This window comes from Nocardioides kribbensis, from assembly GCF_015070375.1.
Lineage (GTDB): Bacteria > Actinomycetota > Actinomycetes > Propionibacteriales > Nocardioidaceae > Nocardioides > Nocardioides kribbensis.
Genome location: NZ_JADCLL010000004.1, coordinates 87,532 through 109,951 on the forward strand (window position 1 = coordinate 87,532; position 22,420 = coordinate 109,951).

Here is a 22,420-nt window from a genome sequence, read left to right on the forward strand (position 1 = left end):
GACGGGCGTGCTCCGTAGAATCCCCGCGTGGGAAAAGCAGCAGCGGCACGCAAGCTCGCCTCCGCCGCTGCCTTCGGCGGCGGCGGTCTGTCGGTGCTCGGCGCCGGTCTCTACGGCGTCCTGACCGCCGAGGCGCGCCTGGCGCGCAAGACGATCGGGCCGATCCTCGAGGAGCCGCCGCCCGACCCGACCGGCTGGTACGGCCGCGGCCGGCCCGGGCCCGCGATCAAGGTCGCCCTGCTCGGTGACTCCAGTGCCGCGGGCTACGGCGTCGAGCGGGTCGAGGAGACCCCCGGCGCGCTGGTCGCCTCCGGCGTCGCCGAGCACGCCGACCGGCGGGTCTACCTGCGCGACTTCGCCGTCGTCGGCGCCAAGTCCTCCGACCTCGGCGAGCAGATCGACCGGGCGCTGCCCATCGAGCCCGACGTCGCGGTCATCCTCATCGGCGCCAACGACGTCACCCACGTCGTGACGCCCGCGGTCTCGGTGCGCCACCTCTCCGAGGGGGTGCGCCGCCTCCGCGAGGCCGGGGTGGCCGTCGTCGTCGGCACCTGCCCCGACCTCGGCACCCTCAAGCCGATCGCCCCGCCGCTCAAGCAGGTCGCCCGCGCCTGGTCGCGCCGCCTGGCCGCGGGCCAGACCATCGCGGTCATCGAGGAGGGCGGGCGCACCGTGTCGCTGGCCTCCGTGCTCGGCCCCGAGTTCGCCGCGGCGCCCGCGCTGCTCTTCGGCCCCGACCAGTTCCACCCCTCCGCCGCCGGCTACCGCTCGCTCTCCGCGGTGCTGCTGCCCTCCACGCTGGCGGCGCTCGGCGTCATCGACACCGACGAGGCCCAGCTCGAGGCCCTGCGGGGCGAGGGCGTGCTGCCCATCACCGCCGCCGCGATCCAGGCCGTCAACCACCCCGGCACCGAGCTGGGCGGCACCGAGATCGGTGGCAACCGGCTCGGCGTGCGCGGCCTGTGGGTCGAGCTGCGCCACCGTCGTCGCCGTCCCGAGACCGAGGGCGAGACCCCCGACGAGCACGACGAGGACGCGGGCGAACAGGACACGCCCGACCCCGAGCTCGCCCGCGGCTGACCCGCCCGCGACCGAGTCGGCCCCGTCCGGGCGCAGACGGACGGAACCCCCCGGACCGAGGTCCGGGGGGTTCCGTGTTCCACGCCGACCTAGCGGGGCCGGACAGGTGGGTGCTGCTCCTGGGTCAGTCCTGCTGGAAGAAGGCCAGGATGCGCAGCAGGTTGGTGTAGATCCAGACCAGGCTGACGGTCATCGCGAACGCCGCGCGCCACGACTCACGCTCGGGCAGGCCGTTGGCGATGCCCTGCTCGACGAAGTCGAAGTCCATGATCAGCATGAAGACGCCGAGCACCAGACCGACCACCGCGAAGACGAGGCTGAGGCCGGTGCCGACACCGAAGAAGCCGATCTGGGCGCCGAAGAGGCCGAGCACGAGCTCCATGACGGCCAGGCCGACCATGCCGAGCACGGCGGCGGTCACCATCATCCGGAACTTCGGGGTGACCTGGATGTTGAGGACCTTGTAGGCCGCCAGCGTGCCGGCGAAGGCCGCGAAGGTGCCGATGACCGCGCCCTGGACGACGCCGGGGTACATGACGTTGAAGAGCAGGCTCAGCGCGCCGAGGGCGACACCCTCGAAGGCGGCGAAGACGAGCACGAGAGCCGGGCTGATGACCCGCTTGAAGGAGTTGACCATCGACAGCGCGAAGGCGCCGAGCGCGCCGATCGTCGCGGCCGCGCCCACCGTGGGCAGGGCGGTCTCGGCGGTGGTCTCGGTGACCTCCGGCATGGCGATCCAGGTCGCGAGGGCGGTCAGGATGACCACGCCGAGCGTGATCGCCGTCTTCTGCACGACGCTGTCGATCGTCATCGGGCCGGTGGTGGCCGGCGTCTGCTGGGCGGGGCCGCCCGGGGTGCCGACGCCCCACTGCGAGGGGTCGTTGGAGTAGCCGGGGTACCCGTTGCCCGCGTAGGTCTGGTTGCCGTAGGCGTTCGCGCCGGAGCGGTTGAACTCCTCCGACCGGCGGAACACCGGGTTGTTGCTCTGCATTGGTCTCTCCTTGGAGGCCGGTGGTGACCGTCTCCCTGACGGTTCACTGAGTGCGGACCACTGTAGGGGTCCTCACCAGCCTCAACGTCACACCCGTCCGGGGCGTTCCCGGCGCGGCTGTGAATCTCCTGAGCCGCCGGCGGGCCCCGACACCCGACCGGCGCTAGCGGCGTACGGCGTGCACGACCGTGTCGGTCACGGCGACGTCGGCGTCCTCCACCCGCTGGGTGCGGGTCGGGGCGTCGGCGCGGCGCACGTCCCAGTGCTGCGGGTCGAGCAGGCCCACGACCCGGTCGGGGGTGAAGAGGATGTCGTCGCCGTGGTGGTGGCGCACCCCGGTCTCGACGTCGTGGGGGTGGTGGCCCACCACGAGCAGCGAGCCGCCGGGCGCCACGGCGGCGCCGAGACGGGTGTAGAGCGGCGCGAAGTGCTGGGTCGGCACGTGCACGAAGTGGGCGCTGACCAGGTCGTACTGCTCGGGCAGGGTCTCGGCGAGCAGGTCGGCCTGCAGCCAGGTGGCCTCGACCCCCTCCTGCGCGGCCCGGGCCGCGCCCCGGTCGAGCGCGACCTGCGAGAGGTCGACGCCGGTGGCGCGCCAGCCGCGGTGGGCCAGCCACAGCACGTCGGCGCCCTCGCCGCACCCGATGTCGACCGCCGAGCCGGGGACGAGCCCGCCGACGACGTCGGCGAGGTGGGGGTTGGGCGCGCCGCTCCAGATCCGCTCGGAGGAGGAGTAGCGCTCGTCCCAGAACTCCGCGGTCCACATGTCGTCGGTCATGGGCCCATGCTCCCCCTTCAGGTCGACCTGAGGTCAACCTCGGGGTGGTCGGTCGAGGTGCCCCCGGTGGGACTCGAACCCACACTGCGGCGCTTTTAAGGCGCCTTCCTCTGCCGTTGGGATACGGGGGCCGGCTCCGGTCCTCCGGCGGAGCGTCCGGTCGAGCGCCTAGAGGTAGGTCTTGCGAGCGTAGATCGCGTGGGCCCCGGCGGCGCGGTCGAGGAAGAGCAGCCCCTGGCAGTGGTCGATCTCGTGCTGCAGCGCGCGGGCCTCGAAGGCGCTGGTCGACACCTCCACCTCCTCGCCGGTGCCGGGCAGCTGGCCGCGCACCGTGATCCGGCCGGCGCGCTTCACGTCGCCGGTGAGGTCGGGCACGCTCATGCAGCCCTCGCGGGCCTTCTCGTTGCGGCTGGAGGAGACCACCTCGGCGTTGCAGAGCACGAAGGTGCCGTGGTGCTCACGGGTCTTGGGGTGCTCGGAGACGTCGACGCAGAAGACCTGCGCCCCCACGCCCACCTGCGGGGCGGCCAGGCCGACGCAGCCCGGGCTGACCCGCATCGTGGCCACCAGGTCGGCCGCGAGCCGCACGACCTCGGCGGAGGTCGGGTCGACCCGCTCCCCCACGCCCGACAGCACCGGGGCCGGCGCGGTGACGACGTCGAGCACCCGACCCTCCACGCCCAGCTCGGCCTCGGTCCAGGCCGCCACCCGGGGGTCGACAGCGCTCACAGGTCGTCGGCCTCGGCGCGGCGCAGCGTGGCCCCGACGCCCAGCGCCGTCGCCGCGGTGCGCACGGCGGCCTCGAGGGCGTCGACGTCGGCCCCGGCGGGCAGGTCGATCTCGGCCACGAGGAGGTAGAGGTCGCCCGCCAGGCGGGTGGTGAGGTCGGTGATGTTGCCGCCGACCTCGGCGACGCGGCCCACCACCGACGACACGATGCCGGGGCGGTCGCCGCCGTGCACGGTGAGCACCCAGGAGCTGCCCGCGGGCGCGGCGCCGGCGCCCGGCGACACCGCGCGCACGGTCACGGTGAGCGAGCCGTCGTCGGCCAGCGGCGCCAGGGCCGTCTCGATCGCCGCGACCGAGGGCTCGCCCGCGCAGACCAGCATCATCGCGAAGTGACCCCGCAGCAGGGTCATCGTGGAGTCCTCGAGGTTCAGCCCGAGCTCGGCCAGGCGGCCGGTGGTCTCGGCGATGATCCCCGGGCGGTCGTGGCCCAGGACGGTGATCGCGTGCTGGGTCGGGGGCGGCGTGGGGGTGCTCACCGCTCCATTGTCGCAAGGGCCGCGGCGCGGCCGAGCACCTCGTCCAGCATCGGCTCCGTCAGCCGCCCCGTGAACGTGTTCTGCTGGCTGGGGTGGTAGCAGCCCAGCAGCGCCACCTCCTCGCCGTCGGGCCGCACGAGCCGCGCCTGCGCACCGTGGCCGAACCTCGCGGCCGGCCGCGGCACCTGCCACCCGGCCCGCCGTACGCCGCCCAGCGCCGCCGCCCAGCCGAAGGCGCCGAGCGCGACCACGACGCGCACGTGCTCGCCCACCAGGGCCAGCTCGCGGTCGAGCCACGGGGCGCAGGTGTCGCGCTCGGCCGGGGTCGGCCTGTTCTGCGGCGGGGCGCAGCGCACGGCGGCCACCAGGCGCGTGTGCACCAGGCGCTGGCCGTCGCCGGCGTGCTCGCTGGTGGGCCGCTCCGCCAGCCCGACGCGGTGCAGCGAGGCGAAGAGCCAGTCGCCGGAGCGGTCGCCGGTGAAGACCCGCCCCGTGCGGTTGGCGCCGTGGGCGGCCGGGGCGAGGCCGACGACCAGCACCCGCGGCTGCGCGGCGCCCCACCCGGCGACGGGGCGGCCCCAGTAGGGCTGGTCGGCGAAGGCGGCGCGCTTGATGAGCGCCACCTCCTCGCGCCAGTCGACCAGCCGCGGGCAGGCCCGGCAGGTCGTCATCTCGCGGGCGAGCACCTCCAGCGGGGTGCGGGGCTCGGCCGGGTCGTCGGGCCAGCCGGTGCCGGGCGGCACCGGCGAGGCGAAGACCTCGCCGGTCAGCGGGTGGGGCAGCCCGTCCGGCACCGGCTCGACCTCAGAGCGGGGTCTGGGTGGTGGTCTGGGTGGCGACCGGGCCTCCGGTCGGGGACGCCGCGTCGTCGCTGCTCATCTTGTCCTTGGCGGCAGCGGCCACGTCGCCGGCCTTCTCGCGGGCGACCTCGGCAGCAGCGGTGGCCTGGGTGCGGGCGGTGTCGGCGGCCCTGTCCTTGGCCGACTGCACGCGCGGGTCGCGCGCGACCTTGCGGGCGGCGGTGACGATCTCGTCGTAGCGGTCACGGCCGGCGCGGGCGCCCAGCACGTAGCCGACGGCTCCGGCGGCGATCAGGGTGGTCTTGCTCATCGGTCGTTCTCCTCCTGTGGGGGGGTGGATCACTCGAGCCCCCCACTGTGCCGTCGCACTCAGGCGGGCGGCACCACCCCTGCGGGGGCGGCCACCGACCAGGCGATCCCGTCGAGGACGTCGGTCTCGGAGGCCACGACCCCGGCGACCGCGGTGCGTCGCAGCACCCGCGAGAGCACCAGGGCACCGGCCCCGATGACGTCGGCGCGCCCCGGGTGCATCCAGGGCAGGGCCAGCCGCTCGGCCACCGTCATCGCCAGCAGCCGCTCGGTCAGCTCGTGCACCGCCTCGACGGGCAGCTCGGCGTGGTCGACGGCGTCGCGGTCGTAGGCCGGCAGGCCCAGCACCCCCGCGGCGACCGAGGTCGCGGTGCCGGCGACGCAGACCACCGTGCGGGCCGCGACGGCGTCGACCGGGCAGGCGTCGAGGGCGGCGTCGACGTCGGCGACGCAGGCCGCCACCTCCGCCGCGGTCGGCGGGTCGGAGTGCAGGTGGCGCTCGTGCAGGCGCACCGAGCCGACGTCCATCGAGTGCGCCGCCGTCGGTGCCGCCCCGCCGAGGATCAGCTCGGTCGAGCCGCCGCCGACGTCGACGACCAGCACCGGCTCGGCCGGCGCGTCGAGCTCGCGCACGGCGCCGGCGTAGGCCAGGGCGGCCTCCTCGGCGCCGGAGAGCACCTCGGGCAGCACCCCGAGGCGCGCGCGCACGCCCTCGCGGAAGTCCTCGGCGTTGCTCGCGTCGCGGGTGGCCGAGGTGGCGCAGAAGCGGACGTCCTCGGCTCGCACCCCGTGCTCGGCCAGGATCGCGGCGTAGCGCTCGACCTCGGCGAAGGTGCGCTCCAGCGCCTCCGGGGAGAGCCGACCGGTGCGGTCGACGCCCGCGCCGAGGCGCACGACGGTGGCCTCGCGCACCAGCACCTCCGGCATGGTGCCGACCAGCAGCTTGATCGTGTTGGTGCCGCAGTCGACGGCGGCTACGGGCCGACGCACGGACCCTGCTCCCACCACGGGCCCAGCAGCGCGAGCACCTCGTCGCCCAGCGGGTTGACGCCGGGGCCCTGCGCCAGGGCCTGGCCGGCGAGCACGTGCAGGCACTTGACCCGGCTCGGCATGCCCCCGGCGGAGATGCCGGCGATCTCGGGCACCGCGCCGGTCTGCTGCTCCAGCTCGCCGCGGGCCTCGAGGTAGCGCTCGTGGGCGCGGGCGTAGGCCGCGGCCAGCTCGGGGTCCTCGCCGAGGCGGGCCTCCATCTCCTTCATCAGCCCCGAGCCCTCCAGGGTCCCGATGCGTGAGGCGGCGCGGGGGCAGGTGAGGTAGAAGGTCGTCGGGAAGGGCGTGCCGTTGGGCAGCCGCGGCTCGGTGGTGACGACGTCGGGGCTGCCGCACGGGCAGCGGTGGCCCACGGCGTGGATGGCGCGGGGCTCACGGCCCAGCTGCTCGCCGATGGCCGCCTCGTCGGCGGGGTCGATCACTGGTCGCTGTCCTCCTGGCCGCTGGGGGCCTGCTCCGGGGAGCCGTCGATCTCGGTGGCGGGCGGGGTGCCCTCGTCCTTCGGGGGGCGACCGGCCGTCTCGACCGACGCCCACGCCTCGTCCCACCACGCGGTGGGCTCCTCGGGCGCGACGTCGGCGGGGTCGGTGAGCGTGGCCTCGGCCTCCAGCGGCTCGCCGTCCTCGTCGAGCACCACGAAGGAGCGCTCGCCGGGCATGACGTAGCCGAAGCGCTCGCGCGCCACCTGCTCGACGTACGCCGGGTCCTCCCAGCGCCGCTGCTCGCGCTCGAGCACGTCGATGTCGGCCTGGCGCTCCGCGATCTCGGTGCGCAGGTCGTCGAGGTGGGCCCGCTGCTGGAGGTAGGCCCGCGCCGAGGAGGCGTAGGACACCGCGAGCACGGCGAGCACGAGCACGAGGATCATCGCGCGACCGGTCAGCCGCGGGCGCCGCACCGACGGGCCGGGCCCGTCGGTGGCACGGCCGGCCAGGGGGGCGCGGGTCCGCGGGCCCCCCGCGGGACGCCCGGGACCTGACCGGCCCCGGGCTCCCGGCCGGGAGGCGGCCCCCCGCGCGGGGGTGCGTCGCTTGTCGGCCATGCCTCCTAGGGTCCCCTACGCGGTGTACCGCGGGAACGCCGACACACCGGCGTAGCGCGCGGCGTCGCCGAGCTCGTCCTCGATGCGCAGCAGCTGGTTGTACTTCGCGACGCGCTCGGAGCGGGCCGGGGCGCCGGTCTTGATCTGGCCGCAGTTGGTGGCCACCGCGAGGTCGGCGATGGTGGTGTCCTCGGTCTCGCCCGAGCGGTGGCTCATCATGCAGCGGTAGCCGTTGCGGTGGGCCAGCTCGACGGAGTCGAGGGTCTCGGTCAGCGAGCCGATCTGGTTGACCTTCACCAGCAGCGCGTTGGCCTGGCCGCCGGAGATGCCGCGCTGGAGGCGCTCGACGTTGGTGACGAAGAGGTCGTCGCCGACGATCTGGATCCTCGAGCCGAGCTGGTCGGTCATGGCCTTCCAGCCCTCCCAGTCGTCCTCGTCGAGGGGGTCCTCGATGGAGACGATCGGGTAGGCCTCGCACAGCTCGGCGTAGTAGGCCACCATCTCGGCCGCGGTCTTCGAGCCGCCCTCGAAGGCGTAGGTGCCGTCGGTGCAGAACTCGCTGGCCGCGACGTCCATGGCCAAGGCGATGTCGGTGCCCAGGGTCAGGCCGGCCGCGGCGACGGCCTCGGCGATGAGGTCCAGCGCGGCGCGGTTGGAGTCGAGGTCCGGGGCGAAGCCGCCCTCGTCGCCCAGGCCCGTGGCCAGGCCCTTCTTCTTCAGCACCGCCTTGAGCGCGTGGTAGACCTCCGCGCCCTGGCGCAGCGCCTCGCGGAAGGTGGGGGCGCCGATCGGCGCGATCATGAACTCCTGGATGTCGACGTTGGAGTCGGCGTGGGAGCCACCGTTGAGGATGTTCATCATCGGCACCGGCAGCACGTGGGCGTTGGGGCCGCCGACGTAGCGGTAGAGCGGGAGACCCGCGGAGTCGGCCGCCGCGCGGGCCACGGCCAGCGAGACGCCGAGGATCGCGTTGGCGCCGAGCTCGGCCTTGTTGGGCGTGGCGTCGAGGTCGAGCATGACCTGGTCGACCAGGCGCTGGTCGTCGGCGTCGAGGCCCTCCACGGCCGGGCCGATCTTCTCCACGACGCCGCGCACGGCGTTCTCGACGCCCTTGCCGAGGTAGCGGTCGCCGCCGTCGCGCAGCTCGACGGCCTCGAACGCGCCCGTGGAGGCGCCGCTGGGCACCATCGCCCGGGCGAAGGTGCCGTCGTCGAGGAGGACCTCGACCTCGACGGTGGGGTTGCCGCGGGAGTCGAGGATCTCGCGGGCGCCGACTGCTTCGATGGATGCCACTGGCTTGCTCCTGGTGCAGAGGTGTCTCGGGTGGGGGCCCAGCCAGCCTAGGGGACCCGGCACCCCGCGCCGACCCTGCGACCCCGTCGTCTCGGGTGAGCCGCCCCGCCCGCTCGCCGGGCAGGATCGGTGCGCATGGAGCCCCTGCCCCCGCCCGAGACCCGCATCCGCCAGGTGACCGCCCTCTTCGAGGGTCTCGCCGACACCTACGACACCTCCGACGTCGCCTTCAGCGGACCGGTCGGCGCCGAGCTGGTCCGTCGCCTCGCCCCGCAGGCCGGGGAGCGGGCCGTCGACCTGGGGTGCGCCCGCGGCGCCGTCACCTTCCCGCTGGCCGAGGCCGTCGGCGCCGAGGGCCACGTCGACGCCCTCGACCTGGCGCCGAGCATGGTCGAGCTGACCGCCGGCGAGGCCCAGCAGCGCGGCGCCTCCCAGGTCGAGGTCGTGCTCGGCGACGCGGTCGAGCCGCCGCTGGAGGAGTCGTCGTACGACGTGCTCGCCTCCTCGCTGCTCCTCTTCTTCCTGCCCGAGCCCGACGTCGCGCTCACGGCGTGGCGCCGGCTGGTGAGGCCCGGCGGGCGCGCCGGCTTCACGACCTTCGGCACCTGGCCACCGGCGTGGCGGGCGGTGCTCGACGTCTTCGACGACCACGCCCACCGCACCGGCCGGCGCAGCATGACCCAGGCCCCCGAGGTCGACGAGGACCAGGAGGTCACCGACTTCCTCACCGGCGCCGGCTGGAGCGACGTGGAGCACGCCACGCTCACCCACGACCTGGTCTTCGACGACCTCGACCACTGGCGGCGCTGGTCGCTGACCACGTGGCTCACCGACGTGTGGATGCGCAGCCCCGTCGAGGAGCACCCCGAGATCCTCGAGCGCATCGGCGAGGTGCTCGAGGGCACCCGCGGCGACGACGGCCGGCTCCACCTGCAGCTGGTGGTGCGCTACACCCTCGCCCGCCCCTGAGCCGCCCCCCGAGGCCCGTCAGGTACGCCGTCGCACCGCGTCGCGCAGCACCTGCTCGGGGTCGGCGCCGGCGGCGCGGGCCTCCGCGACGAGGCCCAGCAGCCGGTCGCCGAGGTCGTCGGGGTCGAGGTCCTCGACCGGTCGGCCCGCCCGGGCGAGCCGGTCGAGGGCCTTGTCGGCCAGCAGCAGGGCCGGCAGCGTGGCGGGCACGCCGTCGAGCAGCGCGGCGCGCGGCCTCTCCTCGGCCTTGATCCGCTGCCAGGCGTCGTCGACCGACGCCGCGTCGTCGTGGGAGCCCGGGTCGGGGCCGAAGACGTGCGGGTTGCGCCGCACCATCTTCTCGGCCAGGCCGGCGGCCACGTCGTCGAGGTCGAAGTCGCCGTGCTCCTCGGCCACCGCGGCGTGGAAGTAGACCTGCAGCAGCAGGTCGCCGAGCTCCTCGCGCAGGTGGGAGGCCGCCGCGGCGCGACGCCGGGGGTCGCCGGCGTCCTCGGCCGCCGCGAGCGCGTCGACGGCCTCGAGGGTCTCGTGGGCCTCCTCGAGCAGGTAGCGCGACAGCGAGCGGTGGGTCTGCTCGCGCTTCCAGGGGCACTCGGCGCGCAGGCGCCGCATCATCGTGCGGAAGACGAGCAGCGGCTCCTGCCCGCTCCCCTCCCGGCGCAGCTCCCCGGTGCCCGCCACGCTCAGCCGCAGCGCTGCGAGGCGGGCAGGGCGGCGACCTGCTCCGGGGTCAGCTCCCCGTCGAGCGCGGTGGCGGCCTCCCCGACGGCGACCGAGAGCTCGGGCACGGTGCCGGCCTCCTGGCTGGCCACGTCGATCGAGGCGAAGCGGGGGTTGGTCTCCACGCCGTTGTCGTCCTGCCACTGCTGCACCAGCTCGGTGGCCGCGGCCTGGGCCTCCTCGCCGCTCGTGCCCTCCTCCACCTGCGACGTCACCGCGCTGTTGAGCACGGCGGTGAAGAGGTCGGGCCCGGCGAAGACGGGCAGCACGTCGTCGACCAGGTCGGGGTCGGCGCCGGTCAGCCCCTGCCGGGTGGTCTGCTCGACCTGGCGGCGCGCGGCCGCGACGTCCACGTCGTAGTCGGCGCCGATCTGCTCGGCCATCGAGCCCAGCACCAGGCTGTAGAGCACCTGGTCGCGGAAGGCGGCGCCGGCGATCGGGGCCTGGCCCTCGTTGGACTCCAGCAGCTCGCAGGTGTCGGCGGCGTAGGTGTCGACCTCGCTCAGCGTGATGTCCTCGTCGCCGACCGTCGCGGCGACGCCCGGGCGGATCGGGGTATCGGCGACCCCGCAGCCCGCGAGCCCCGAGCCGAGGAGGACGACGGCGGCCAGACCGGCTGCCGGGCGGACGATCTTCACGTGGACTCCCGCGGGTCGATGATGGCGTCGATCACACTGCGGGCCCATTCAAGCAGGGCGATCCCGTCGATGGGCTTGCCACCCACGACCGCCGTCTGCGGCCGCGGCACGAGGATGGTGTCGACACCGGTCTTGACGATCGCCTTGGGATACATCCGCATCAGCCGCACCACCCGCGACTCCGGCAGGCTCACCGGCGCGAAGCGCACGTTCTTCCCCGCGACCGTCACCTCGCCCACGCCGGCCTGGCGGGCCCGGGCCCGGAAGCGCGCGACGAGCAGCAGCGACACGACCACGACCGGCGGCTCGCCGTAGCGGTCGAGCAGCTCCTCGTTGATGGCGTCGACGTCCTCGTCGGTGCGCACCTCGGCCAGGCGCTTGTAGATCTCCAGGCGCAGGCGCTCGCTGGGGATGTAGTCGTGGGGCAGGTGGGCGTCGACGGGCAGCTCGATGCGCACCTCGTCGAGCTCCGGCTCGCCCTCGCCCTTGAACTCGTGGACGGCCTCGCCGACCAGGCGCACGTAGAGGTCGAAGCCGACGTCGGCGATGTGGCCCGACTGCTCCCCGCCCAGCAGGTTGCCCGCACCGCGGATCTCGAGGTCCTTCATCGCGATCGCCATCCCGCCGCCCAGGTCGGAGTGCTGGGCCAGCGTGGCGAGCCGCTCGTGGGCGGTCTCGGTCAGCGGCTTCTCCGCGGGGTAGAGGAAGTAGGCGTAGGCCCGCTCGCGGGAGCGGCCCACGCGTCCGCGCAGCTGGTGCAGCTGGGAGAGGCCGAGGGTGTCGGAGCGCTCGATGATCATGGTGTTGGCGTTGGAGACGTCGAGGCCCGACTCCACCAGCGTCGTGCAGACCAGCACGTCGAAGCGCTTCTCCCAGAAGTCGAGCATCACCTGCTCGAGCTGCTTCTCCCCCATCTGCCCGTGGGCGGTGGCCACGCGCGCCTCGGGCACCAGCTCGCGGATGCGCGCGGCGGCCTTCTCGATCGACTGCACCCGGTTGTGGATGTAGAAGACCTGGCCCTCGCGCAGCAGCTCGCGGCGCACGGCCGCCACCACCTGGCGGTCCTCGTAGGCGCCGACGTAGGTCAGCACGGGGTGGCGCTCCTCGGGCGGGGTGGTGATCGTCGACATCTCCCGGATGCCGGTGATCGCCATCTCCAGGGTGCGCGGGATCGGCGTGGCCGACATCGACAGCACGTCGACCGACGTGCGCAGCCGCTTCATCTGCTCCTTGTGCTCCACACCGAAGCGCTGCTCCTCGTCGACGATGATCAGGCCGAGGTCCTTGAAGCGCACGTCGCGGTTGAGCAGGCGGTGGGTGCCGACGACGATGTCGATCGAGCCGTCGGCCATCCCCTTCATCACCTCGGCCGCCTCCTTGTCGCTCTGGAAGCGGCTCAGCGCCCGCAGCACGACCGGGAAGCCGCTCATCCGCTCGGCGAAGGTCGACAGGTGCTGGGTGACCAGCAGCGTGGTCGGCACCAGCACGGCGACCTGCTTGCCGTCCTGCACGGCCTTGAAGGCCGCCCGCACCGCGATCTCGGTCTTGCCGTAGCCCACGTCGCCGCAGACCAGCCGGTCCATCGGCACGACCTGGCGCATGTCGGCCTTGACCTCGTCGACCGTGGTCAGCTGGTCGACGGTCTCCTGGAAGGGGAAGGCGTCCTCCAGCTCACGCTGCCAGGGGGTGTCGGGGCCGAAGGCGTGGCCCTTGGTGGCCTGGCGCGCGGCGTAGAGCTTGATCAGCTCGGCGGCGATCTCGCGCACGGCCTTGCGGGCGCGGCTCTTGCGCTTGGACCAGTCGGCGCCGCCGAGCCGGTCGAGACTGGGCTGCTCGCCGCCGACGTAGCGGGTGACCTGGTCGAGGGCGTCGGCGGGCACGTAGAGCCGGTCGGCCGGGCCGCCGCGCTTGGAGGCGCCGTACTCGAGCACGAGGTACTCGCGCACCGCGCCCCCGGCCTCGCGCTGCTTCATCTCGATGAAGCGGCCCACGCCGTGCTGCTCGTGCACGACGAAGTCGCCGGCCTTGAGCTCGAGGGGGTCGATCTGCTTCTTGCGCCGCGCCGGCATCTTGCGCATGTCGCGCGTGGAGGACTTCTGCCCCGAGATGTCCTCCCCGGTCAGCAGCACCAGCCGGTTGGTCTCGTCGACGAAGCCCTGGGTGAGGGACCCGCAGGTGACGGTCACGACGTCGTGACCCAGCTCGCCGTCGAGCCGCGCGGGCACGTCGTGCTCGCCGAGGGCCTCGACCATGCGGTTGGCCGGGCCGTGCCCGACGTGCACCACGACGGTGCGGAAGCCCGCGGCACGCCAGCCCTCGAGGTCGGTGATGGCCTTCTCGACGTCGCCGCGGTAGGCGTCGACCGGGTGGGCCGGCAGGGCCCGGGTCGGCACGCCGGCGTCGCTGGCGCTCATGCCGGTGGCGGTCTCGGCGTCGTCGGCGATGCCGAAGGGGCTCATCGTCCACCACGGCTTGTGCTGCTCGAGGCTGGTCAGCCTCACCTCGGCCAGGTCCTGGTACGACGCAGCGCCCAGGTCGACCGGGGCGGTGCCCCCGCCGGCCGCTGCGGCCCAGCTCGCGCCGAGGAACTCCTCGCTGGTCGCGACCAGGTCGTGGGCGCGGCGGCGCGCCCGCTCGGGGTCGAGCACCAGCACGTGGGTGTCGGCCGGCATCAGGTCGACCAGCAGCTCCATCTCGTCGACCAGCACCGGGGCGAGCGATTCCATGCCCTCCACCGCGATGCCGGCGGCGATCTTGTCGGTCAGCTCCAGCAGCTGCGGGTGGCTGCGGCCCAGCTCGGCGGCCCGCTCGCGCACGGCGTCGGTGAGCAGCAGCTCGCGGCACGGCGGGGCCCAGAGCCGCTCGACCTTCTCGAGGGTGCGCTGGTCGGCGACGGAGAAGCTGCGGATCTCCTCGACGTCGTCGCCCCAGAACTCCACGCGCAGCGGGTGCTCCTCGGTCGGCGGGAAGACGTCGACGATGCCGCCGCGCACGGCGAACTCGCCGCGCTTCTCGACCAGGTCGACCCGGCTGTAGGCCGCGTCGGCCAGACGCCGCACCACGTCGTCGAGGCCGGCGGCCTCGCCGCTGACCAGCTCGACGGGCTCGAGGTCGGCCAGGCCCGCGACCTGCGGCTGGAGCACCGAGCGCACCGGGGCCACGACCACCTTGAGCGGGCCGTTGGAGGCGTCGGTGCCGGGGTGGCGCAGGCGGCGCAGCACCGCCAGGCGGCGCCCGACGGTGTCGCTGCGCGGGCTGAGCCGCTCGTGGGGCAGCGTCTCCCAGCTGGGGTAGTAGGCCACCGTCGCGGGGTCGACGAGGTCGCCGAGCGCCCCTACCAGGTCCTCGGCCTCGCGGGCGGTCGCGGTCACGGCCAGCACGGTGCGGCCCTGGGCCACCAGGCCCGCCACCACGAAGGGCCGCAGCGCCTCCGGCCCGGTGAGGTCGAGCGCCCGCACGGCGCCGCCGGCGGCGTCGGCCAGCACCTCGGACAGCGTGGCGTCGGCGAGCACGGCCCGCGCCAGCGCCGTCACCGCGGGGCTGGTCGACGGGGCGGGGGGAAGGACGGTGGTGGTCACGGAGCTCCTCGACTGACGGGCGTCACCCACGACGACGGCCCCCGGTCGAGACGACAGGGGGTGGTGACCGGCCCAGTCTAGGTCGCACCACCGACCACGGGATCGTCTGCGGCCCGGACGGGTGGGGGCGGGCAACCACCGGGAGGCCATGATGAGATCGGCACCACAGCACCGGCCCCGCAGGGGCCGCGACGAGAGGCGTGACATGGAGCTGCAGCTGACGGCCGAGGAGCAGGAGTTCCGCGCGGAGATGCGCGACTTCTTCACCACCAAGGTCTCCCAGGAGATCCGCGACGCGGTGGCCGCGGGCCACGAGCTCACCCGCGAGCAGATCGTGGAGGCCCACCAGACGCTCAACGCGGCCGGCCTCGCGGTGCCGCACTGGCCCGAGGAGTGGGGCGGCCGGGGCTGGAGCCAGATCCAGCGCCACATCTGGAACGAGGAGATGCAGGCCGCCGCGGTGCCGCCGCCGCTGGCCTTCAACGCCTCGATGATCGGTCCGGTCATCGCGCAGTTCGGCAGCCAGGAGATCAAGGAGCGTTTCCTGGCCAAGACCGCCAACCTCGACATCTGGTGGAGCCAGGGCTTCTCCGAGCCCGACGCCGGCTCCGACCTCGCCGGCCTGCGCACCACCGCGGTCCGCGACGGCGACGACTGGGTCGTCAACGGCCAGAAGACCTGGACCACGCTGGGGCAGTACGGCGACTGGATCTTCACCCTCGTGCGCACCGACCCGGAGGTGAAGAAGCAGAAGGGCATCTCGATGCTCCTCATCGACATGACCTCCCCCGGCGTCGAGGTGCGGCCCATCGAGCTCATCGACGGCGGCCACGAGGTCAACGAGGTGTGGTTCAGCGACGTGCGCGTGCCGGGCGAGAACCTCGTCGGTGAGCCCGGGCAGGGCTGGACGATGGCCAAGTTCCTGCTCGGCAACGAGCGCGTCGGCGTGGCCCCCGTGGGCTCCACCAAGCGCCGCCTGGCCCGGGCCAAGGAGCTGGCCGGCGAGCAGGCCCACGACCCGCTGACCGCGGCCCGCATCGCCGAGCTGGAGAACGAGCTGCTGGCCCTCGAGCTCACCGCCCTGCGCGTGGTCGCCCACTCCGCCGGCAGCGAGCCCCACCCGGCGAGCTCCGTGCTCAAGCTCAAGGGCACCGAGCTGCAGCAGGCCGTGAGCGAGCTGCTCGTCGACCTCGCCGGGCCCGGGTCGCTGGCGTCGGGCGCGGGCGACGACAGCGCCCTGCCCGACTGGGCGCGCCACGCGACCCCGTCGTACCTCAACCTGCGCAAGGCCTCCATCTACGGCGGCTCGAACGAGATCCAGCGCCAGATCATTTCCCGCACGATCCTCGGCCTCTGAGCCGGGCAGGAGACTCATCATGGACTTCACCTACGACGACGAGCAGGACGCCCTCCGCGACGCGGTGCGCGGACTGGTCGGCCGGGCCTACTCCGACTTCGAGCAGCGCCGCCAGACCACCAAGGCCGACCCGGGCTTCTCGGAGAAGGTCTGGACCCAGCTGGCCGAGATGGGCGTGCTGGGCCTGCCCTTCAGCGAGGACGACGGCGGGGTCGGCGCCGGGCCGGTCGAGATCTCGATCGTGGCCCAGGAGCTCGGCCGCGTCATCGCCCCCGAGCCCTACCTCACCAGCGTCGTGCTCGCCGGCGGGCTGGTCTCCGCGGTCGGCACCACCGAGCAGCGCGGCGAGGTGCTCGGCGCGCTGAGCGCCGGCGAGAGCGTGCTGGCGCTGGCCCACGACGAGCCCGGCTCGCGCTGGAGCCCCTCGGCCACCGCGGTCACCGCCACCGAGGAGGGCGGCTCCTGGACGCTGAGCGGCGTCAAGGAGCCGGTCGTCCACGGCGCACGCGCCGACCTGCTCGTGGTGAGCGCCGCGCTGCCCGACGGCGGCACCGGCCTCTTCCTCGTCGAGGGCTCGGCCGCCGAGCGCACCGACTACGCCACCTACGACGGCGGCCGCGCGGCCAAGGTGACCTTCTCCGGCACCGCCGCGACGCCGCTGGGCGAGGCAGGTCGCGACGTCACCGCCAGCATCGCCACGGTCCAGGACATCGGCCGGATCATGGCCTGCAACCAGGCCGTCGGCGCGATGGAGGTGGCGCTGCGCACCACCACGGAGTACCTCAAGAGCCGCAAGCAGTTCGGCGTGCCGCTCAACACCTTCCAGGCACTCAACTTCCGCGCCGCCGACATGTACGTCTCCCTGGAGCTGGCCACGAGCCTGACCCAGTGGGCGACCATGGTGCTGGCCACCGGCGACGCCGAGGCCACCCGTGACGCCGCCCACCGCGCCTCGCTCCAGGTGAGCCGGGCCAGCCGCCACGTCGGCCAGGAGGCGATCCAGCTGCACGGGGGCATCGGCATGACCGCGGAGTACTCCGTGGGCAGCTACGTCTCGGTGCTCACCGCCCTCGAGCGGCTCCTCGGCGACGGCCAGCACCACCTCTCCGCGCTGGCCGGCGGCATCGGCGACTACGGCTCGATCGACCCGCTTCCCTGACACCGGTGGGAGGGGTCCTTAGGATCCCTCCCATGACGGGCACCGCCGAGGACACCACCCGCTCGGCACCCCCGGGCCTGCCGCCGACCACGAGCCGGGGCCCCCGCGCGCTGGCGATGGCGGTCTACGCCGTGCTGCTGGTGCTGTGGAGCGAGCTGCTCGGCATCCCCAACGACACCGTCCAGGTGTTCGTGTGGCTGTGGCTCGGCACCATCGCGTGGAACGTGCAGGCCCCGTGGCGCTACCACCTGCTGTTCCTGCGCGACTGGTCGCTCCCGGTCATCGGCCTGGTCGTCTACTTCTACAGCCGCGGCCTCACCGACGAGCTCGGTCTCCCGGTGCACGTGCAGATGCCGATCACCGTCGACGAGTGGCTCGGCGGGGGCGTCACGCCCACCGAGCGCCTGCAGGACGCGTGGTGCGGCGACCCGTGCCTGCGCGAGAGCCCGCCCCGGTGGTACGACGTCGTCCTGACCACCGTCTACGCCTCCCACTTCCTCACCGGCCTGACCATCGCGGCCGTGCTGTGGGTGCGCAACCGCACCCAGTGGGTGCGCTGGATGCGCCGCTTCCTGGCCATCAACTTCGGCGCCCTGGTCGTCTACGTCGTCTACCCGATGGCCCCGCCGTGGATGGCCTCCGAGCAGGGCTACCTCGGCGAGGTCACCCGGATCACCGGCCGCGGGTGGGCCGACCTGGGCCTGGGCCGCTTCGACCTCGTGCTCCAGGGTGTCGGCAACCCGGTCGCCGCCATGCCCTCGCTGCACGCGGGCATCACGTTCCTCGTCGCGCTCTACGGCGTGGGCCACCTGCGCACCCGCTGGCGCTGGCTGCTGCTGCTCTACCCGCTGCTGATGTCGGTGGCCCTGGTCTACTACGCCGAGCACTACGTCGTCGACGTGGTCGCCGGCGGGCTGCTGGCGGGCCTGGTGCTCGCCGGCTCCACCTGGTGGGAGCGCCGCCACGAGCGCCCCACCCCCGCCTGACCCCCACCCGCCTGACCCCCACCACCGACCGACCCACACGAGAGGCACCACCGTGCGAGGACTCCAGGGCAGGACCGCCGTCGTCACCGGCGCCAGTCGCGGCATCGGCCTGGCCGTGGCCCAGCGGCTGGTCGCGGAGGGGGCGCGGGTCTGCGTCACCGCCCGCAAGCCCGAGGCGCTCGAGGAGGCCGTCGCGAGCCTCGGCGGCCCCGACCACGCGATCGGCGTGGCCGGCAACGCCGGTGACGCCGCGCACCGCGACGAGGCGGTGGCCCGCACCCTCGAGGCCTTCGGCAGCGTCGACCTGCTGGTCAACAACACCGGCATCAACCCCGCCTACGGCCCGCTGATGGCGCTCGACCTCGACGCCGCCCGCAAGATCGTGGACGTCAACGTGGTCGCCGCCCTCGGCTGGGTGCAGGTCGCCCACCGCGCGTGGATGGGCGAGCACGGCGGTGCGGTGGTCAACGTCGCCTCGGTCGCGGGCGTCAGCAGCGCCCCGGGCATCGCGATGTACGGCGCGAGCAAGGCGATGCTCATCCACCTGACCAAGGACCTCGCCGTCGAGCTCGGCCCGTCGGTGCGGGTCAACGCGGTCGCCCCCGCGGTCGTGAAGACCCGCTTCGCCGAGGCCCTCTTCGAGGGCCGCGAGGAGGAGGTCGCCGCGACGTACCCGCTGCGCCGCCTCGGTGTGCCTGACGACGTCGCGGGCGCCGTGGCGTTCCTGCTCTCCGAGGAGGCCTCCTGGCTGACCGGGCAGACCGTCGTGCTCGACGGCGGCGTCACCCTCGCCCACCGCTGAGCCCGGTCCGCCCGCCGGGACCGGGACTGTGACGGCGACCACCCGTGGGTCAGGATGAGGTCATGGACCTCTCCCTGAGCGACGAGCAGCAGAGCTTCCGCGACACCGCGCGGGCCTTCCTCGACAAGGAGGCCGTGCCCCACCGCATCCAGTGGGACCGCGACGAGGCGGTCGACCTCGCCATCGTGCCGAAGATGGCCGAGCTCGGCTTCTTCGGCCTGACCATCCCCGAGGAGTACGGCGGGCTGGGCGGCGACTACGTCACCTACGCCCTCGCCATGGAGGAGCTCGGCCGCGCCGACTCCGCCCTGCGGGGCATCGTCTCGGTCAGCAGCGGCCTGGTCGGCAAGTCGATCCTGTTCTTCGGCAGCGAGGAGCAGAAGCAGGAGTGGCTGCCGCAGCTGGCCACCGCCTCGAAGCTGGGCTGCTTCGGGCTCACCGAGCCCGGCACCGGCTCCGACGCCGGCAACCTGACCTCGCGCGCGGTCAAGGACGGCGACGACTACGTCCTCAACGGCCAGAAGCTGTTCATCACCAACGGCACCTGGGCCGACGTCGCCCTCGTCTTCGCCCGCACCAGCGACGACGGCCCCCGCGGGGTCACGGCGTTCCTGGTGCCCACCGACACCCCCGGCTTCGAGGCCCGCGAGATCAAGGGCAAGCTCGGGCTGCGCGGCCAGGCCACGGCCGAGCTGTTCCTCTCCGACGTGCGCGTGCCGGCCTCGGCCGTGCTCGGCGAGGTGGGCAAGGGCTTCAAGATCGCCATGAGCACCCTCGACAAGGGACGGCTGGCGGTCGCCGCCGGCTGCGTCGGCATCGTGCAGGGGTGCCTGGAGACCAGCGTCGACTACGCCCTCAACCGCACCCAGTTCGGCAAGCCCCTCGCGGGCTTCCAGCTGGTGCAGGACATGATCGCCGACATCTCCCTCGACGCCGACGCCGCGCGCCTGCTGGTGTGGCGCTGCGCCGACCTCGTCGACCGAGGCGAGCCCTTCGGCACCGCCGCCTCCAAGGCCAAGCTGTTCGCCTCCGAGGCCGCGGTGCGAGCGGCCAACAACTGCATCCAGGTGCACGGCGGCGCGGGCTACGTCGACGAGTACCCCGGCGCGAAGTACCTGCGCGACGCCCGGGTCATGACGCTCTACGAAGGCACCAGCCAGATCCAGAAGCTGCTCATCGGCCGCGCCGAGACCGGCGTCAACGCCTTCGTCTGACCCCTCCCGCCCCCCTCGTTCTCTCCTCCACCCCTGACAGGAGCACCCCCCGTGCCGCTCGACCCCCAGCTGGCCACCCTGCTGCAGTTCCTCGCCGACTCCGGTGCGCCGTCGATGTCGGAGGGCACCGCCGAGCAAGCACGCCACGGCTTCCGCACCCTCGCCGTCGACCTGCGCGACCCCGCGGTGCTCCCGGACGTCGAGCGGGTCGAGGACGTCGAGGTCCCGGGCGGCGACGGCCCGCGGCCGGCCCGGATCTACCGCCCGGCCGCCGACGGACCGCTCCCCACCGTGGTGCTGCTGCACGGAGGGGGCTTCGTGGTCGGCGACCTCGACACCCACGACCTCTACGCCCGCTGCGTCGCCGACTCGTGCCACGCGGTCGTGGTCTCCGTCGACTACCGCCTCGCCCCCGAGCACCCCTTCCCCGCAGCGGTCGAGGACGCCGTCGCCGCCACCCGGTGGGCCGCCGAGCACCTCGCCGACCTCGGCGGCAACGACGTGCTGGCCGTCACCGGCGACTCCGCCGGGGGCAACCTCTCGGCGGTCGTCACCCAGGTCATGCGCGACGAGGGCCGCCCGCTCGACGCGCAGCTGCTCTTCTACCCCGCCACCGACCTGGCCGGCAGCTACCCCTCCACCACCGAGAACGCCGAGGGCTACTTCCTCGACCAGGCCACCATGCTGTGGTTCGGGGCGCACTACGTCGGCTCGGGCGGGGGTGAGGTGGTCGGGTCGCCCCGCTTCTCCCCCATGCTCGGCGACAAGGCGGGCCTGCCCCCCGCCGTCGTCGTCACCGCCGAGTTCGACCCGCTGCGCGACGACGGCAACGCCTACGCCGAGGCCCTGGCCGCAGCCGGCGTGCCGGTCGAGCACCGGGTGTTCCCCGGCCTCATCCACGGCTTCGTCGACATGGGACGCCACTCCGCCGCGGCCCAGGCCGCCGTGGAGGAGTCGCTGGCGCTCTTCCGGGGGCTGCTGCACCGCTGACCAGGAAGGGCCGAGCAGAGCCGCGCGGTCCGAGCAGAGCCGTGCGGCCCGTGCGGGGAGGAGCGGCCCGGGCGTGAGCACCGGCGGGTAGCGTCGCGCCATGCGCCTGCGCCCGCTCCTCGCCCCCGTCGCCCTCTGCCTCGCCCTCGTCGCCGCCGGGTGCTCGTCCGACGACACCGCCGAGCAGTCCGCCGACAGCCCGGCCGCCACCGCCGCAGAGAGCCCCGCCGAGAGCACCGCCGCGGCGTCGCCCTCGGCGGACGCGTCGGAGCCCTCGGAGCCCGACACCGACACCGACACACAGGAGGTCGCCACCGACCAGGTCGCCTTCGACGTGCCCGCGTCGTGGGTGACGGTCGACGCGGCCGAGGCCTTCTCCGGCGACGACGCCACCGAGGACCCGGTCGTCCAGGACCTCGCCGCGCGCCTCGGCGTCACGCCCGAGCAGGCCGTGCAGACCTTCGCCCAGATGGACCTCATCGTCACCAGCGACGGCGAGCGCGACGCGGGCGTCCTGACCAACCTCAACGTCGTGCACTTCCCCGGCGCCCTCCCCACCGAGTCCGCCGCGCGGGCCGAGCTGAGGCAGATCGGCGCCACCATCACCTCGATCGAGGCCGTCGAGACCGGCGCGGGCGACGCTCTCCGCGTCGCCTACACCCTGGAGGCCGGTGGCGGCCAGGTGCGATCGCAGGCCCTGGCCGTCGACGTCGACGGGCAGCTCGTGACGATCACCGTCACCGCCGGCACCGAGACCACCAGCGACGAGCTCACCGACCTGGTCGTCGACTCCCTCACCGCCGCCTGACCAGTGGCCGGCGTCGGTGAGCGGCGGGAGGCGACACCTCCGGAGCCCCCCGCCCCGTCGTACGCCGCCACTCCTCGAGCGACCCGCCCGGGGACGCGAGGCCCCGCCCCGTGACGCCTCGGCAGCGCTCGCGGCGACCCACCGACCAGGAATGGCGGCAGACGACACCTCCGGAGCCCCCAGACCCGTCGTACGCCGCCACTCCTCGAGCGACCCGCCCGGAGACGCAAGACCCCGCCGCGCGACGCCTCGGCAGCACTCGCGGCGACCCACCGACCGAAAGTGGCGGCAGACGACACCTCCAGAGCCCCGCGACCCGTCGTACGCCGCCACTCCTCGAGCGACCCGCCCGGAGACGCAAGACCCCGCCGCGCGACGCCTCGGCAGCACTCGCGGCGACCCACCGACCGAAAGTGGCGGCAGACGACACCTCGAGAGCCCCGCGACCCGTCGTACGCCGCCACTCCTCGAGCGACCCGCCCGGGGACGCGAGGCCCCGCCCCGTGACAGGTCCACAGCGCCCGCGGCGACCCACCGACCGGAAGTGGCGGGAGACGACACCTCCGGAGGCCCTCGACCAGTCGTACGCCGCCA

The 22,420-nt window shown here is 74.0% G+C and carries 22 protein-coding genes and 1 tRNA gene; 9 read left to right on the forward strand and 14 right to left on the reverse strand.

Translation table 11 applies throughout. The annotated features are described in order from the left end of the window. Positions 1-27: 27 nt before the first annotated feature. The gene (locus IR170_RS09880; protein WP_193662276.1) at positions 28-1,080 is read left to right on the forward strand and encodes an SGNH/GDSL hydrolase family protein; all 1,053 of its coding nucleotides are present in this window, start codon (positions 28-30) and stop codon (positions 1,078-1,080) included. A 124-nt stretch (positions 1,081-1,204) separates the two neighbouring features. Here IR170_RS09880 and IR170_RS09885 read toward each other — a convergent pair whose 3' ends face one another. The 11 genes from IR170_RS09885 to eno form a co-directional block, all read right to left on the reverse strand. Then, positions 1,205-2,071 (reverse strand): Bax inhibitor-1/YccA family protein, encoded by an 867-nt coding sequence (locus IR170_RS09885; RefSeq protein WP_056862129.1) that lies wholly within the window; start codon positions 2,069-2,071, stop codon positions 1,205-1,207. A gap of 163 nt (positions 2,072-2,234) precedes the next feature. Beyond that, the gene (locus tag IR170_RS09890) at positions 2,235-2,849 is read right to left on the reverse strand and encodes an SAM-dependent methyltransferase (RefSeq protein WP_193662277.1); all 615 of its coding nucleotides are present in this window, start codon (positions 2,847-2,849) and stop codon (positions 2,235-2,237) included. A 58-nt stretch (positions 2,850-2,907) separates the two neighbouring features. Beyond that, positions 2,908-2,980: transfer RNA gene (locus IR170_RS09895), tRNA-Leu, on the reverse strand. A gap of 37 nt (positions 2,981-3,017) precedes the next feature. After that, positions 3,018-3,578, reverse strand: a complete 561-nt coding sequence (gene def, locus IR170_RS09900) for a peptide deformylase (protein ID WP_193662278.1) — start codon at positions 3,576-3,578, stop codon at positions 3,018-3,020. Further along, positions 3,575-4,114 (reverse strand): glycine cleavage system protein R, encoded by a 540-nt coding sequence (locus tag IR170_RS09905; RefSeq protein ID WP_193662279.1) that lies wholly within the window; start codon positions 4,112-4,114, stop codon positions 3,575-3,577. The genes def and IR170_RS09905 overlap by 4 nt, the downstream gene beginning before the upstream one ends. Then, the gene (locus IR170_RS09910) at positions 4,111-4,908 is read right to left on the reverse strand and encodes a uracil-DNA glycosylase (protein ID WP_193662280.1); all 798 of its coding nucleotides are present in this window, start codon (positions 4,906-4,908) and stop codon (positions 4,111-4,113) included. Before IR170_RS09910 ends, IR170_RS09905 begins: the two co-directional genes overlap by 4 nt. A gap of 10 nt (positions 4,909-4,918) precedes the next feature. Next, on the reverse strand, positions 4,919-5,224 hold the full coding sequence (locus IR170_RS09915; protein ID WP_056862124.1) for a hypothetical protein: 306 nt from the start codon (positions 5,222-5,224) through the stop codon (positions 4,919-4,921). 59 nt (positions 5,225-5,283) lie between these two features. Beyond that, a complete protein-coding gene (locus IR170_RS09920) occupies positions 5,284-6,213 on the reverse strand; it encodes a Ppx/GppA phosphatase family protein (protein WP_319805009.1) in 930 nt (309 codons plus the stop codon). After that, positions 6,198-6,695, reverse strand: a complete 498-nt coding sequence (locus tag IR170_RS09925) for a DUF501 domain-containing protein (protein ID WP_193662281.1) — start codon at positions 6,693-6,695, stop codon at positions 6,198-6,200. The genes IR170_RS09920 and IR170_RS09925 overlap by 16 nt, the downstream gene beginning before the upstream one ends. Then, entirely contained in the window at positions 6,692-7,138 is a 447-nt protein-coding gene (locus IR170_RS09930) for an FtsB family cell division protein (protein ID WP_227489012.1), read from the reverse strand. The genes IR170_RS09925 and IR170_RS09930 overlap by 4 nt, the downstream gene beginning before the upstream one ends. 189 nt (positions 7,139-7,327) lie before the next feature. Then, on the reverse strand, positions 7,328-8,605 hold the full coding sequence (gene eno / locus IR170_RS09935) for a phosphopyruvate hydratase (protein ID WP_193662283.1): 1,278 nt from the start codon (positions 8,603-8,605) through the stop codon (positions 7,328-7,330). Positions 8,606-8,740: 135 nt separating this feature from the next. Between eno and IR170_RS09940 the strand changes: the two genes are divergently transcribed. Continuing rightward, positions 8,741-9,574 (forward strand): class I SAM-dependent methyltransferase, encoded by an 834-nt coding sequence (locus IR170_RS09940; RefSeq protein ID WP_193662285.1) that lies wholly within the window; start codon positions 8,741-8,743, stop codon positions 9,572-9,574. Between the two features lie 18 nt (positions 9,575-9,592). On the opposite strand, the gene IR170_RS09945 is transcribed toward IR170_RS09940, so the two are convergent. Genes IR170_RS09945 through mfd form a run of 3 tightly spaced genes read right to left on the reverse strand, consistent with a single transcriptional unit; the run spans position 9,593 to position 14,510 of the window. Then, on the reverse strand, positions 9,593-10,255 hold the full coding sequence (locus IR170_RS09945) for a MazG nucleotide pyrophosphohydrolase domain-containing protein (RefSeq protein WP_319805010.1): 663 nt from the start codon (positions 10,253-10,255) through the stop codon (positions 9,593-9,595). A 2-nt stretch (positions 10,256-10,257) separates the two neighbouring features. Continuing rightward, positions 10,258-10,932: a hypothetical protein gene (locus IR170_RS09950; RefSeq protein WP_193662291.1), complete on the reverse strand. Its 675-nt coding sequence runs from the start codon at positions 10,930-10,932 to the stop codon at positions 10,258-10,260. Further along, a complete protein-coding gene (gene mfd / locus IR170_RS09955) occupies positions 10,929-14,510 on the reverse strand; it encodes a transcription-repair coupling factor (protein WP_319805011.1) in 3,582 nt (1,193 codons plus the stop codon). The genes IR170_RS09950 and mfd overlap by 4 nt, the downstream gene beginning before the upstream one ends. Before the next feature lie 205 nt (positions 14,511-14,715). On the opposite strand from mfd, the gene IR170_RS09960 reads away from it, so the two are divergent. The 7 genes from IR170_RS09960 (at position 14,716) to IR170_RS09990 (ending at position 21,826) form a co-directional block, all read left to right on the forward strand. Further along, positions 14,716-15,867 carry an acyl-CoA dehydrogenase family protein gene (locus IR170_RS09960; protein WP_056862116.1) on the forward strand — a complete coding sequence of 384 codons (1,152 nt, stop codon included), beginning with the start codon at positions 14,716-14,718 and terminating at the stop codon, positions 15,865-15,867. Positions 15,868-15,886: 19 nt separating this feature from the next. Next, on the forward strand, positions 15,887-17,026 hold the full coding sequence (locus IR170_RS09965) for an acyl-CoA dehydrogenase family protein (RefSeq protein WP_193662305.1): 1,140 nt from the start codon (positions 15,887-15,889) through the stop codon (positions 17,024-17,026). A gap of 32 nt (positions 17,027-17,058) precedes the next feature. Continuing rightward, positions 17,059-18,012: a phosphatase PAP2 family protein gene (locus IR170_RS09970; protein WP_193662311.1), complete on the forward strand. Its 954-nt coding sequence runs from the start codon at positions 17,059-17,061 to the stop codon at positions 18,010-18,012. A gap of 52 nt (positions 18,013-18,064) precedes the next feature. Further along, positions 18,065-18,814 (forward strand): SDR family oxidoreductase, encoded by a 750-nt coding sequence (locus tag IR170_RS09975; RefSeq protein ID WP_056904792.1) that lies wholly within the window; start codon positions 18,065-18,067, stop codon positions 18,812-18,814. Positions 18,815-18,876: 62 nt separating this feature from the next. Beyond that, positions 18,877-20,028 carry an acyl-CoA dehydrogenase family protein gene (locus tag IR170_RS09980; RefSeq protein ID WP_193662323.1) on the forward strand — a complete coding sequence of 384 codons (1,152 nt, stop codon included), beginning with the start codon at positions 18,877-18,879 and terminating at the stop codon, positions 20,026-20,028. 51 nt (positions 20,029-20,079) lie between these two features. Further along, positions 20,080-21,018 (forward strand): alpha/beta hydrolase, encoded by a 939-nt coding sequence (locus IR170_RS09985; protein WP_193662328.1) that lies wholly within the window; start codon positions 20,080-20,082, stop codon positions 21,016-21,018. Between the two features lie 100 nt (positions 21,019-21,118). Then, positions 21,119-21,826 carry a hypothetical protein gene (locus tag IR170_RS09990; RefSeq protein WP_193662342.1) on the forward strand — a complete coding sequence of 236 codons (708 nt, stop codon included), beginning with the start codon at positions 21,119-21,121 and terminating at the stop codon, positions 21,824-21,826. Positions 21,827-22,420: the final 594 nt, after the last annotated feature.

Coding starts and splice junctions, on each gene's coding strand:
- IR170_RS09885 (WP_056862129.1), bottom strand. CDS start 2,071: ATGCAGAGCAACAACCCGGTGTTCCGCCGGTCGGAGGAGTTCAACCGC.
- IR170_RS09890 (WP_193662277.1), bottom strand. CDS start 2,849: ATGACCGACGACATGTGGACCGCGGAGTTCTGGGACGAGCGCTACTCC.
- IR170_RS09915 (WP_056862124.1), bottom strand. CDS start 5,224: ATGAGCAAGACCACCCTGATCGCCGCCGGAGCCGTCGGCTACGTGCTG.
- IR170_RS09930 (WP_227489012.1), bottom strand. CDS start 7,138: ATGATCCTCGTGCTCGTGCTCGCCGTGCTCGCGGTGTCCTACGCCTCC.
- IR170_RS09940 (WP_193662285.1), top strand. CDS start 8,741: ATGGAGCCCCTGCCCCCGCCCGAGACCCGCATCCGCCAGGTGACCGCC.
- IR170_RS09960 (WP_056862116.1), top strand. CDS start 14,716: ATGGAGCTGCAGCTGACGGCCGAGGAGCAGGAGTTCCGCGCGGAGATG.
- IR170_RS09965 (WP_193662305.1), top strand. CDS start 15,887: ATGGACTTCACCTACGACGACGAGCAGGACGCCCTCCGCGACGCGGTG.
- IR170_RS09970 (WP_193662311.1), top strand. CDS start 17,059: ATGACGGGCACCGCCGAGGACACCACCCGCTCGGCACCCCCGGGCCTG.
- IR170_RS09980 (WP_193662323.1), top strand. CDS start 18,877: ATGGACCTCTCCCTGAGCGACGAGCAGCAGAGCTTCCGCGACACCGCG.
- IR170_RS09990 (WP_193662342.1), top strand. CDS start 21,119: ATGCGCCTGCGCCCGCTCCTCGCCCCCGTCGCCCTCTGCCTCGCCCTC.